This window comes from Pseudovibrio ascidiaceicola, assembly GCF_900114245.1.
Lineage (GTDB): Bacteria > Pseudomonadota > Alphaproteobacteria > Rhizobiales > Stappiaceae > Pseudovibrio > Pseudovibrio ascidiaceicola.
Genome location: NZ_FOSK01000005.1, coordinates 265,798 through 279,063 on the forward strand (window position 1 = coordinate 265,798; position 13,266 = coordinate 279,063).

At 51.5% G+C, this 13,266-nt stretch carries 10 protein-coding genes; 3 read left to right on the top strand and 7 right to left on the bottom strand.

Translation table 11 applies throughout. The features are described from left to right. The first annotated feature begins 12 nt into the window (after window positions 1-12). The 3 genes from BM231_RS11675 to BM231_RS11685 all read left to right on the top strand — a co-directional run bounded on the left by BM231_RS11675 (window position 13) and on the right by BM231_RS11685 (window position 2,533). Window positions 13-540 (top strand): GNAT family N-acetyltransferase, encoded by a 528-nt coding sequence (locus BM231_RS11675; RefSeq protein WP_093519734.1) that lies wholly within the window; start codon window positions 13-15, stop codon window positions 538-540. A 162-nt stretch (window positions 541-702) separates the two neighbouring features. After that, entirely contained in the window at window positions 703-1,782 is a 1,080-nt protein-coding gene (locus BM231_RS11680) for a bifunctional transcriptional activator/DNA repair enzyme AdaA (RefSeq protein ID WP_093519531.1), read from the top strand. Continuing rightward, the gene (locus BM231_RS11685; protein WP_093519533.1) at window positions 1,769-2,533 is read left to right on the top strand and encodes an isocitrate lyase/PEP mutase family protein; all 765 of its coding nucleotides are present in this window, start codon (window positions 1,769-1,771) and stop codon (window positions 2,531-2,533) included. The genes BM231_RS11680 and BM231_RS11685 overlap by 14 nt, the downstream gene beginning before the upstream one ends. Window positions 2,534-2,582: 49 nt before the next feature. On the opposite strand, the gene BM231_RS11690 is transcribed toward BM231_RS11685, so the two are convergent. The 7 genes from BM231_RS11690 to BM231_RS11720 all read right to left on the bottom strand — a co-directional run bounded on the left by BM231_RS11690 (window position 2,583) and on the right by BM231_RS11720 (window position 13,212). Then, entirely contained in the window at window positions 2,583-2,963 is a 381-nt protein-coding gene (locus BM231_RS11690) for an LTXXQ motif family protein (protein WP_093519535.1), read from the bottom strand. A gap of 258 nt (window positions 2,964-3,221) precedes the next feature. Beyond that, on the bottom strand, window positions 3,222-3,560 hold the full coding sequence (locus tag BM231_RS11695; protein ID WP_093519537.1) for a hypothetical protein: 339 nt from the start codon (window positions 3,558-3,560) through the stop codon (window positions 3,222-3,224). A 309-nt stretch (window positions 3,561-3,869) separates the two neighbouring features. Then, window positions 3,870-4,883: a glutathione S-transferase family protein gene (locus BM231_RS11700; protein ID WP_093519539.1), complete on the bottom strand. Its 1,014-nt coding sequence runs from the start codon at window positions 4,881-4,883 to the stop codon at window positions 3,870-3,872. A 58-nt stretch (window positions 4,884-4,941) separates the two neighbouring features. Further along, the gene (locus BM231_RS11705) at window positions 4,942-5,856 is read right to left on the bottom strand and encodes an alpha/beta fold hydrolase (RefSeq protein WP_093519541.1); all 915 of its coding nucleotides are present in this window, start codon (window positions 5,854-5,856) and stop codon (window positions 4,942-4,944) included. A 130-nt stretch (window positions 5,857-5,986) separates the two neighbouring features. Next, entirely contained in the window at window positions 5,987-10,735 is a 4,749-nt protein-coding gene (locus tag BM231_RS11710) for a DUF5801 repeats-in-toxin domain-containing protein (RefSeq protein ID WP_093519543.1), read from the bottom strand. Window positions 10,736-10,771: 36 nt separating this feature from the next. Next, entirely contained in the window at window positions 10,772-11,617 is an 846-nt protein-coding gene (locus BM231_RS11715) for a hypothetical protein (RefSeq protein WP_093519545.1), read from the bottom strand. A gap of 338 nt (window positions 11,618-11,955) precedes the next feature. Beyond that, entirely contained in the window at window positions 11,956-13,212 is a 1,257-nt protein-coding gene (locus BM231_RS11720) for an Hsp70 family protein (RefSeq protein ID WP_093519547.1), read from the bottom strand. Window positions 13,213-13,266: the final 54 nt, after the last annotated feature.

Below are 13,266 nucleotides of genomic sequence, written 5' to 3' on the forward strand. Positions count from 1 at the left end.
GATGTGAAACTCATGGACCATGGATCAGCTACAACGCAAATGCCTCTGATCTCCCTGTTCGAGGAGCGAGATAAGCAGGAGCTGCGTGATTTTCTCGCAACGGCCTGGACATTGGCTCATGAGGAAGAGTTGGGTTCCGAGCTGACAAAACAGTTGGTTGCCAGGCTGGAAAGTGAGGATTTGGGCGGTGTTGATCCCGGCGAGCATGGCAAGCTGTATCTTGCGAAGAGCCAGGAGAAAATCGTTGGTTCTCTTGCCTGTGCCCTTCGCGGTGAAGTGGTTTTCATCTGGGCTTGCTATTTGGCGAGCGACTTTCAGCGCAAAGGTTTGGGACGGTTGATGATGAAACAGGCGGTCTCTGAATTTCCCGCAGATAAAGTTGCTGGAATCTATGTGCTCGAAGGGAACGAGGAAGCCAGGCAGTTTTACCAGAAACTCGGCTTCATTGATTGCGGAGAGACAGAGTTTGAAGTCATTGCCGACACTTACACCCCTGCCCGCGTCATGCAGGTTCGCATTGCAAACCTGAATTTTGATTGACCCTGGACGCAACCGGTACTGCATAATTTCCGCATCCGGCGCTTTGCTGTAAGCTGCTATTGATTAGCCTTAATCAGATGCTCGGAAAACAAGAAAGCAGATGTCCTTAATAGACGCCCGAAAACCGTGCGCATTTGGGGGCATCTGGATTTATAAGAAACTATGCTTTTTGAACTTCCAGATAACAAAGTGCTTTATCAGGCACTGATTGACCGAGATCCGGACTTTGATGGCCGGGCTTATGTTGGTGTACGCTCAACCGGAGTGTTCTGTCGCCTCACCTGCCCAGCCCGCAAGCCAAAGTTTGAGAACTGCTGTTTCTTTGAGACTATTTCCGAATGCTTTGAAGCAGGTTTCCGCCCTTGCAAACGCTGCCATCCGGTGGGTACGTCCGCCGACAACGATGAAGTGGTGACGCGTCTGCTCTGTGAGTTTGAGGCCAAACCGCACCACAAATGGTCCGAGGCAGATATCGCACGGCTTGGGTTAGATCCTTCGACCGTTCGTCGCAGCTTTAAGCGCCAGTTTGGGATTACGTTTCTGGAAATGGCGCGGCTTTCTCGGTTGCGCGATGGATTTGAGACGCTTTCCGACGGTGGCAAGGTGGTTGATGCGCAACTGGCCTCAGGCTTCTCGTCTTCAGATGCTTTCCGGCAAGCCTTTGCCCGGTTGCTAGGATGTAAACCGGCGGAGCTGAAAGGCGATGGTCTCCTTAAGGCGGATTGGTTCGATACACCGCTTGGCGCGATGATTGCCGTGAGTGATGATCGTGCGCTCCATCTGCTGGAGTTTGCGGACCGCAAAGCACTGCCTGCAGAACTTGCCCGTCTGCGTAAGCAAGTTAAGGGGGATCTGGGTCTTGGCAGGACTGCACCAACCGACCAGATCGCCTCAGAACTGCGAGAGTTCTTTGAGGGCAAACGACTGGATTTTGACGTGCCGCTGGTGATGCACGGAACCGAATTTACCAAGGATGTCTGGCGCGAACTGCGCCGTATTCCGATCGGCGCAACCAAAAGCTACAGCCAGCTGGCCAAACAGATTGGAAAACCCAGCTCTACCCGCGCTGTTGCCCGTGCCAACGGAGCAAACCAGATTGCCATTGTCATTCCGTGCCATCGTGTTGTTGGGATGGATGGTGGCCTCACCGGATATGGTGGTGGGCTTTGGCGCAAGCAGAAATTGATTGATGTTGAATTGAAAATAGCAAGATCGAAAGGCCTTATTGATGTCTCAGGCTGATAAAGCAAAACAGTTCGCCGCTTTGCATAAAAAAGGCGAACCAATCGTCCTTTACAACATTTGGGATGCGGGCACGGCCCATGCCGCCACGAAGGCAGGTGCCAAGGCGGTTGCAACCGGAAGCGCATCTGTCGCTGCGGCTCATGGATATGGTGATGGCGAAGAGATCCCGCTTTCGCTGGTTGAGATCATCGCAAGCCGCATCGCGGAAAGCGTGGATGTTCCCTTCTCTCTCGACTTTGAAGGCGCTTATGCAGATAGCGCTGCGGATGTGAAAGAAAATGCGGCCCGGATCATCAAAACCGGTGCAGTTGGCGTAAATTTTGAGGATCAAAAGGTCCAGGGAACTGGCGTTTACTCCGTTGATGAGCAATGCGCGCGGATTGCTGCCTTCCGGCAGGCTGCAGATGAGGCAGGTATTCCGTTTTTCATCAATGCGAGAACAGACTTGTTTTTGCAGGAACCAGACGCAAGCAAACATGCTGCTCTTGCTGAGGATGCAATACTGCGCGGTCAACGCTATGCAGAGGCCGGGGCCAGCGGGTTTTTCATCCCTGCCCTAACGGATCGGGATCTGATTGCACGGATTTGCGAAAATGTCCCTCTGCCAGTCAATGCTTACATGATGAAGGGTATGCCTGAGATTTCAGAACTCGGCTTGCTTGGCGTTTCGCGGGTAAGTTTTGGTCCGGGACCTTATCGGGAAGCGATGGTGGACCTGAAGCGGAAAGTTGAAACCATATTTGGTTGATTTGAAAGGGGAGCATTTGCTCCCCTTCCCTTTTTATTGACGCGTTGTCTTATTTGCCTTCTTTGAACTTCTTTCTCATTTTATCGCGCATTTCCTGCTGCATTGCGCTGAACTTTTCCATCTGCTCTGCGCTGAGAACCTGAGCCATCTGCTCATTCATCTTTTCTCTGGACGCTTGCATTGGGCCACGGACTTCCCGCAGTTGCGCAATTGTTGGCTTCTTGCCACGTTCAATCCCGGCACCTTTCAAAATTGCACGGCGTTCTTCCATGGATTGCTTCATGATCGGACCAACTTTTTCTTTTTGCTCCTCAGTCAGCTGCAGCTTTTCAGCCATCATTTCCAATCGCTGACCTTTACCAGGATCAGCATGAGCAATGAGAGGTGCTGCGAATAGGAGGGACAGGGAGAGAGCTATTGCCTTGAACATGGGGGCTCCTGTTTTTTGTAATTGGGCTGTGTTTTGAAACTGTGCGCGGACGCTGCGTTAAGTGCAAACCAAATAGTGTAAGAGAACGTCTTCGTTCCGTTCCTTGTGACAGGTCGTTACACTTTCACTAACCCATTAAAAATATTGGGAAATATTCTAGTCAGGTTATTTCGCATTTTCATAAAGATATGCCCGCCTCGGATAGGAGGCGGGCACAGTTGCCAGCATTGGGATTTAAGGCAACTTTAAAGGTGAAGCTTAGTCAAAAAGATCCTGACGAGCTTCGGTTCTGCGAATGACGCGGCGCGCGGTTGCTCTGTCCTGACGGCGGTCCCATGCTTTGGGGGCGACAGCGACCGGGGCCGGAGTGACAACTGTTGTGGTTGGGGCTGGTACAACAACTGCAGCAGGGGCCGCATTCATTCGGCAGATCTGGAGTGGATTGCGTCCGGAGTCATAAATGGCAACGCATCCGGTCAATGAGTTTGTCTGAATAATCGTCTTGGTGCCGTTGCTGTCATAGAAAGTCAAAGCATCGGCGAAAGCTGCGCCGGACAGAGTAACAAAGGCGGCGCTTGCAATAGCAATTCTTTTCATTCTGATCTCCGGTGGTTCGGTCGTTCAACACGTCTGTTTGGGATAAAGACACTGTCTGATTGCGTTGAAGGGACTATCGGGGATCAGTAGAATTTGAGCAATTTGAGTTTTGTAATCGGCTGTCGCCTCTCGTGCACTCTGACAAACTCAGTTACAAATTGGGCAGATAACCGCTGCTGACGGATACACTTTGATGCACACTATGGCAGTTTTCCGCCAGTTTTGGGGAAAAGTAACAGATAAGGCGAGCAAGGTTGGCTGAGAGTAGAGGACTTGGCAGCTGCCAACAATTGCTGCCAAGTCGAATTTTTATGAAGCAGTTTGAGCCAGTGAGCAGTCGAGGATCTCCGTCCCCCCAATGAGGAACTCACTCAGTGTTTCGCGATGCTCAGGTGTCAGCTTCGCCCACTCATCCCGCAGTCGGTCGAGGCACTTCTTCTGGTATTTGAAGATGTCCTGCGTGAAGAAACCTTCCGGCAGATCTGCGGTGAAGGTCGCCTCCCCTTTGTCGATAGCTTTGGAGTTTGCAGCCAGGAATGGCAGATAGGTATCGCCTACCATCTTCAGCAAGTCTTTGACTGCCGGAGTGAGCTCGGTGATCCACTCGCCGTCGAAGCCCGAAGCATCATCAATGTGATCCAGCCAGCGGAAGACGAATGGGAACTCGCTTTGTAACATGGCAGACGGAGTTGGGTCGTCTTTGAGTTGGTAGAGCTGACCGAAAAGGGCCACGTCTGCCATGGAAGCCATATCACCAAACAGGAAGTGCTGCTTGGATAGAACCGCTTGTTCCAGAATGCCAAGCATTCGTTTGGTGGAGGCTTCAATGATCGGTGCTGTTTCTGGCGTGCACCCAACCTTCGGCATGCGGCTGATTTGGCGTGCACCAAATTGCTGGCCCATAGCCTTGATGGTTTTTTCATCCAGACCAAGACACGCATCATAAAGCAGCCAGCTTGGCACGATCTTTCGATCTTCCTCATAGAACCAGCGATAATGGAACATGGCCTTCACAAGCCACTCATCTGCCATGTCTTCAATCAGGTAACATGCAAAGCGAAGCAGCGGATCGTCAGGAACAAGAGACCTCCCCTCCCCTTTTTCTTCCAGATCGAGAAGCAGCGGAGTGGAGTCGTTCATCCAGGTTTCATCCGGATATTTGACAACAGGGATGACTGGAATTTTAACATGCTTGATTGGGCTGTTTGGTCCCATAGGCGCACAGAGTTTCCATGCGTGTGGAATGCGTTTAGCTCGGAATGCTGCACGCACCTTCATTGAGTACGGTGAACCCAAGGCGCCGTGTATTTCGAAATTCCCCATATTCCCTCCCTGACTTGGCAGGTTCTGCTTTCACATAAGTTCGCTGCCAAACGTGTTGTTACATGTCGTTCAAAATAGCTCCATCACCCTGCCACTGTATGTCCTCTCCCCTCTCCATCTGAACCATCATGTTCAAAATGGCGGCTGGATTTTCCATTGGCAGGAAATGGGTGTGATCAGGAACGTAAATATCTTTCGCATTGGGCATGTTTTCTGCCAGCAGTTCCCAGGTGGGAGACGGCGAGAAATCATGCAAAGGCTCATCCGGCTGCCGACGACGCGCGCGCACAATTGTAGTTGGCACAGTCACAGCATCCAGAAGCGGATAGATATGATCGCCGTAACAGGTGCGATAAACCTCAGCCTCTGCATCTGGTGGACAAGCAAGCTGGTATCCTTCGCCCTGCTCTGATGCGACTAATCCGTGGTCACAGTAATCCTGCAGAATTTCAGGCAGCCAGCTGTTGTATGGTTTACGGGTTTTGAAGCGCTCATACATTTCGCTTACATCCGCCCACTGGTTGCGGCGACGTGCCACTGGATGGTCCTGATCTGCTATTTGCTTAAAGAACGGAAGCAGCGGTTTTGGAAATACGACCGGGTCCAACAGAAGAATGTTTTTATAGAGTTCGGGAAACTTGGCAGCTGCCAAGATAGACAGATGACCTCCACAAGAATGGCCGACACCGTATACCTGCTTGAGCCCGAGTTGCTCGATCACAGCGAAAAGATCTTCTCCCAGATCAGTCCAGAGTTTTGGCAAGGCCGCATTGTCACTCTGGCCATGGCTGCGCATGTCCCATGCTAGAACGTGGCGGCCAGGAAAATGTTTGATGATGTAATCCCAAACACGACCATGAAATCCGGTGGCATGGAGAAGTAGGAATGTAGGACCTTCGCCCGCCCATTCATGAAGGCAGATCTTGTGATCTCCCGCGTCGACGAACTTTTGAATGGGGGTATCTGAACGCATAAAATATCCTCTGCAGCAATTACAAAGGAAGTGTAGTCATACCGTATGGGAGAACAAGCTCTACCAAAGCAGAATAGCGATTTTATCTGGAATTTCTCGACTTGGCAGCTGCCAAGTTTAATGGGAGTGTCTAGGACATTGGGAATGCATTTTCGATTGGAAGTTCAACCTCCGGCATGAAGCCTTTTACGTCAACGCTTAAGGTGGCACCAACTGCGTCCGCGTTTTGGAATTCTAATGTGGTGACGGTTTCCCAATCGGCATCATCATAATTTCCGTCGCAGTCTACTTGAATTGAATACTGCCCATCTTCACTTTTGGCGACTCGAACGTATTGCTCTGAGCGGTTGTAGATCGAGGTGTAATGATGCTCGCTGTAATCTTCAAACAGTTTCGAGAGATCCAGAATATCTTTGTCTCCTCCGGCAGAGGTTTTCAGCTGGAAGTCTGTGATGTGATCTGCTGCGCCATCGAGTTGCTCAAAGAAGAAGATGTCAGAGCCTTCACCGCCAGTAAGTTCGTCTGAGCCGGCTCCGGCAGTCAGTTGGTCGTTGCCTTCAAAGCCATTGATCACATCATCTTCATCGGTGCTTTTGAGAGTGTCGTTTCCAGTTGTCCCGTCAATATGGTTCCTCGTATCGGCGACACCGTCATCTGGATTGGGGTGAACTTGAATACTGGTAATGGACGGATTGGAGTTCCCATCCTCTGAGTGAACAACCACGGAGAGACTACGGGCCTCCAAGCTGTCCGATGTGGTTGTGAAGGTGATTGAGTTGAGCAAATTCTGATAGGCGGAGCTGTCGGCTGAACCGGAGAACGTGAGGATTACGGTTCCATTGTCGTTGTCTTCCAGCTGGCTGGTTACACCTTCGACATCCGTGAAGTTGAGAAGATCGCCGCTTTGCGCATTGAAGAGCTTTATGGTCAGACCCGAGATCTGGTCCTGCATTCCTTCGATCTTGGCCGACTTGGCAATTGCCAAGTCATCATCTCCAAGCTGAAAGGAGGCTTCAAAGTGTTGCTGTTCGAGAGTGTCTGGTTGAGTCATTGAAACCGTCAGGTCTTCTATTCTCAGCGTGTCCGCAGCGGTGAGTTCGGCTGGCGCAACCAGACGGATTGTTGTCGCGGATGAGATGTACTCGCTCAAATCAAGATTGATCCTCTGGGATTGAGTATGGTTTTCCAGACTGGAAACTTCCCCGATCTGATGGACCGATCCATCCGCTAACGTGACCTCAATGTAGAACACTCTGGTTGGGTCGACCGCCGCAAACTCCGCCGTGTAAGTGAGTTGGATTGCAGCATTTTGGGCGCCTGTCAGATCAAACGTCTTGCTGATGCTGGCGAGATTGTCGTCTCCATTTGAGGATGAGCCAGACCGATCAGAGAGAATAAGGGTGCCTGTAACAGCATCGATGTAGATGTCCGAGGAGCCATCATTGGCGGCGTTTGCTTTACCGTCGTCTCCAGATTCGATCCAAGGGCTGGATTTCAAATGACCCGCTGCCTCAGACGAATAGGTTGCTTCTTCGAAGGTCCACCCGACTTGGTAACTGCCAGGTTCTCGGGTGTGAAGGAAAACGACGGGTGGCGGAACGGGGGGGGGTGTGCCCTCGGTGACTTCAATGCGGAACTGCTGAACAGCCTCAGCGCCAGAAGGATCTCTTGCAACCACGGAGACCTCATAGATGTTGTCGCCGTCCATATCCGTAGGTGCGTCGAAGGTTACATCCTCTTTCCAGCTGATTTGTCCGGTCTGTTCGTCGATGTTGAAACGGGCCTTATCAGACCCTTCGAGAAAAAAATGGAGGGGGTCTCCATCGGCATCTGAAGCATTTGTCGTGAACACGGTTTCTGAACCGTCATCCTCAACGCTTAGATGAACCGGTGCGTCTTGGTCCACACCAGAAAAGATCGGCGCATCATTCTCTGGCGACAGTTCAATAGAGACGCTAACGGTGTTGCTCCGTTCGCCGTCGGCATCTTCAATATAATAACTGAAACTGTCCGAGCCATTGACGTTAGGGTGACCTGTGTAGTTGAACGTGTTGTCCGGGTTTTGAGAGAGATGGCCCTTGGAAGGTGCCAAGACGATGCGAACAGTGAAGCCTTCGCTGCTGAGAATATCATTGCCCAACAGATCCAACACAAGCGGTGTATCTTCCTTGCCAGAAAACTGATCAGGGGATGCCAGTGATTTTCCATCTGAGATGCTGAAGGAGAAGGTCAGTGGAATCGTGTCTCCGTCACCGTCAGAAGCCACTGCAGAAAACGACAAAGAAATATCGCGTGCCGCCCCATGGTCAATCGGCGTGAAGAACTCGACCTCGTAATTGCCAGAGGCCGCCGGGTCTAGTTTAATCCTGAAAACGAGCGTGCCGTCCTGTGTCTTCGCGCTGAGTTGATTGCCCGTTCCTTCAATGGCGTAATAGACTTGGGCACCGTTGACGGTGAAGGGGGCAAGACTGCCGCTCATGCTGGAGGAGAAAGTGAGAGACGTCGCTGACTGAGTGTCTGCACCCCATTGAATGTTCAGGTCGCCGTCTTGAGTGATTGAGGCCTCGTCGTTCATGCGTGCTTGAAAGAGAGCACTTTCTGATAGGCTGAGTGTTTCAGGTGCGGAACCTAGGATGGGGGAGCTGTCTGCTATCGTGATCTGAAGTTGACCGGGTGCAGCGTCCCCATCTGCATCGCTTGCAATATACTGGAGTTGAAACTGTTCAATACCCTGAGCGTGGTTCAACGGCGCGTGCTGTTCGACAGAATACGCGCCACTGTTGGAATTCAGCGTCGCGGTGAAAATCGCCGTCGTATTTTGGAAAAGCGTCAGTTTCTCGCCAGTCAAGTCCCAGCTGAAGCCCGGAGGAAGCGGTGACTGTGTCCATGAAACCTGCCCTCCATCTACACCAGCTGAGATCGGGAGTACACCGGTTAACGCATGAGTATCCTCAACTTGCGCATTTGCTGGCGCTGTTAGGGCAAATGCGTCGTCGCTTAAACTGAGGTTGACCGTTGCCCCGACTTCTGGAGTGTCGTCTTTAATTGACACCATGAAGTTGCCTGAAGCTGTGTCACCGTCCCCATCCGTAATCAGATAGGGAAGGTTGATGATTTGCTGGTCTACGCCGTGCTGGTGTTGCAATGGATTGTGTTGTTGAACCGAGTAAGCGCCGTTGCCGCCAGTAAACTGAGCAGTGAGAATGACCGTATCACCCTGCAGGACACTGACCTGTTGCCCCTCGATAATGTAGATCAGACCGTCGGGGTCATCAGGTAATTGCCAGCGTATCGTGGCTGCATCTGCCCCTGCTGAATGAGGCAAGGACTGTGACGAATAGCTCAGCTCTGGTTCAGTGCTCAGCTGGCTTTCATCAAAATTGATCTGGTTGAGCGGAAACACTTTTGGCGCATCATCCAGTGAAGAAACCAGAAGCTTGCCTTCTGTCGTTTGGCCTTGAGTATTGGTCGCGCTGAAACTGAGGTTAAAGACGGCCTCTGCAGCAGATCCATGATTGATCGCACTGTGCTGGGTGACGTTGTAAGAGCCTGTTATTGAATTGAGTGTGACTGACAAAACGACTTTATTGCCCTGCAAGATCAAGAGCGTTTGTCCTTCCTGATGAAAACTAAAGCCTTCAACTGGAGAGGCTGCGTTCCAAGACAGAGCGACAGGACCTTGTTCAGCAGTGATCGGTAAGTCTCCAGAGGCTGAAGCTTGCCCCGGATTGCCATCTGAACCACCTGCGAGCCCCGCCTCTGAAACCGTTGCTGACAGGTTCCACTCAGTCGGCATCGGATCATCTTCAACACGTATGTCTAAATAGGAAACAAGAGTGTCGCCATCTGCATCCTTTGCAATGAATCTAAAGCTCACTAAAAGTTCTGCTGAACTTCCCGGATGGTCCAATGACGCAAATTGCTCATAGCTGTATGTGCCGTTTGGTGTACTCGGATCCAGCGTAACCTTGAAAACAAGCGTTCCGTCGCCTTTCAAACCTTTCAATATGTGTTGGCCTTGCGGGCCAAACTCAGATTGAAAAAGAACCCGCGCACCGCCACAGGTAATATCGAGCGGATCACCTGAGCGGCCGAGTGGGCGTCCGGCTGCATCAAGTGTAAAGAGCAGTGCGCGGGAGTTGGTTCCATCCACGCCGAAATCAAGAGCGAGACTATCGCTGACTGAAATACTGTTGGATGTGCGAAAGGATGCTTCCTGAATTGAATGGACAGGAAGATCACTTGCCCGTGTAACTGAGCTGTTTGGTTGAACGTAAAGATCAGAGAGTGAGAGTTGCGGAACAACGATGTTCTCTGATTGCGTTGGGAGTGGGTTTGTAAATTGTAGCCCCTGATCATTATCCTGCTTACTCGCAGAAAGCTGAGTGTGGTGTGTCGGGGCGTTCAATTTTTCAAGAACTGGTTCCTGATGAATACTCTGGAAACTTGTTTTAGATATCGGCTGCCAATTTGGCTCTTCAGATGTCTTGTCAGCATCCTCTGCTTTTTCCTGGGCAGGGGAGGGGAGGTCAACCTGAAAGCTGCCAAGTCTTGGTGTCGTATCAACCTCAACGGCCTTCAGAAACTGAGCTTGTGTGGTTAGCGGGCCAGTTGGCATCAAAATGAAGAACTCATTGGCAGGTCCGCCAAAGAATTGCTCGATGACAACAATCTGCCCGTCTGCTTGCAAAATATGCAGCTCGTCTCCATCGCGGATAAGCTTCGCTGTGCCGATGGTTTTGGAAAGGTCAACAAGTTGCCCTTGCTCTCGCACCATGAGGATTGGCGTTCTGGAGGGGGCCAGCGGATCGGCAAGCAGGATCGGCGGCGGTGCGGGCTGAGAAGGCACAGTCGCGGGCGGTGCGGTCAGATTTGTCATGGCTGTGTCTCCTCTTTCTTTCGGTTTGCTCTGCGATCACCTGGCGTGTTGGCGAGCCAACAGCTTTCTTTGTGTGTGCTTTTTCTTCTCAATCAGCCGGGGTGAGAGCCCCAGATGCAGCAGGATGTCTGTTTGTCGGATTCTCGCCTGAAAATGCAGGCGTACGAGGTCTGCTTCAGACGCTGCAAGTTTCAAATCAGCCTGGCGTAGGTCGTCGAGGGCGGTCAGAAACTGCGCAAACAATGCCGGATCAACCAGACTGGCCGTGCGTGCCAGATGATAGGCACGTGCCCGCCGAGCTGCGCGAAATTGCAGCTGTTTATGCTGGTCGACGGCTCGCTGAAATCGCTTCTCATCCCTGCGATTATCTCTTGTGAGCGTTGATCCACTAAAAAGAGATGGGCTGAGGGAGGATTGCAGATTTGATGCACGCGCTCCGGTCAACTCAACGTATTTTGCATGGGCGGCAATGAGTTGGTTTTTTGCTGAAATAGTTATTTCATTCAGCGTCTTAAGGGTTTTCTCGACGGCCTTCTCAACAAGCTCAACGGCTTCTGGAGAATGGATGTCTTCAGTATCGGCTAGCGTCGCTGCAAATGCCTTCAACTCACTCTCAGATTTGCTGTAAATCTCAAGAGTTCGGGTGTTTTGGTGAAGTGTTAGATAGGCTTCAAGAACGCTCAGGCAAAGTTCGTTCTTTTCGTGCTCGGATGCCTTGATCCAACTCCGGCCAGTTTCAGCTGAGGTGAAGAGGAAGCTATCTTCCACTGCATCACGAAGCGTAGTCGCACCGCTGGATGTGACCATGAAGGACGCAAGCATCATGATGGCAAATCGGCAAAACCAACTATGTTTGAAACGCCAATTTTGCCACTGTTTCATAACGCCCCCTCAAGGCGCTCAATCCACCCTCCGGCAGCACCTCTCCTCTTAAGAATTCATTAACATTTGCATCTAGGGAACCTGAATTGGTTGAAAGTGACAATTCCTACATCCGGGTAGAGAGATGGCGTAGATTTAAATATTAGGGTGCTGTTTTTGAGGGGGTATGCCTTGAGCAAGGCAAAGGATCTTGTAAAAGGGGAGGGGCATTACTTCATACTGAGACGAAAAAAAAAGAGGCCTAGCGGCCTCTTGATGCATCTTGCGATGGTGTGTTCACGTTCGTCAGTGGCTAAAGCATTCTGAGCAAGCCGCAGGCCCCACTCAACATGATTACTCTATGCGAACTTGCGACGGGCGTCGGTGGCCAGGCCGAGACCGACAGCGCCGAAGACATTACCTTCAACCACAGATGCGTTTGGCATCAAGGACTTAAAGTGTTCGCGTAGCATCGGGATGCGAGTTGTGCCACCGGTGAGGAACATGCTGTTGATCTGGTCCGCGCTCACGCCAGCCTTATTCAGCGCTTCCTGAATGGTGGCTTCGATTTTGCCAACGGAAGGGCCGATAGCGGCATGGAAATCTGCATTGGTTGCATCAACCAGAACGTCTTCTTCTTCCAACTCAATTTTGAGACTTGCGATCTCTGCAGAGGACAGATCAATCTTGGTTTGCTCCACGCGGGTTGCCAGCATATGCCCGTCTTTTGCGCGGATCACTTCGCGCAGGCGCTCCACCAGATGAGGGTGTGCAGCTTCGCGGCGCACTTCCCCCAGTTCCCGCAGGATATTCGGAGAATAGAGCTGGTTGATGAACTGCCAGGTTGCCAGATCAAAATAGTATTTTGAAGGCAGGGCGCGCTTGCCGTCTTTTGTCAGCGTTTTGTAGCCAAGATGCGGCATAACCTGCGCAAGGGAAAGCAACCGGTCAAAGTCAGTACCGCCGATATGAATACCCGTATTGGCGAGAATATCATTGGTGCGATCTGCTGCGTTTTTGCGCTCAGGTGACACGCGAATGACGGAAAAGTCGGCTGTACCACCGCCAATATCCAGCACCAGAATAAGCTCTTCGCGCGTAACGGTTTGCTCATAAGCCAGCGCTGCTGCAATCGGTTCGTACTGAAAGGCAATGTGCTCGAAGCCTTCCTGACGGGCGATCCCTTCCAGCGTTTTTTCAGCTGCACGATCAGCGGTTTCATCGCCATCGATGAAATGCACTGGGCGTCCCAGAACCACGCTGGAAACATTGTCCTGCATGTGTGCGTCCAGCTTGCGTTTCAGCTGGCGCAGGTAAAGCGCGATAATATCTCTGAAAGCCATACGGCCGCCCATGACAGCCGTTTTTTCCTGAATGAGGGATGTGCCCAAAACGCTTTTAAGCGCCTGCATAAGGCGGCCCTCATCGCCCCTGATGTACTCTTCCTTGGCCTTGCGTCCATAAACGATCTGCTCGTCTTCAAAATTAAAGAAGATGGCAGAAGGCATTTCGCTGTGCCCGTCTTCAAGCATCACAAGTTCAGGGCTTGCGCCGGAAAAGATGCCCACGGTTGAGTTGGAGGTTCCAAAATCAATGCCTGCGAATGCGGTGTTCATTTTAAGACCTCTTATCATGCCTCAAGTCAGGCAAAGCTGGACGGCTGCCAGGCA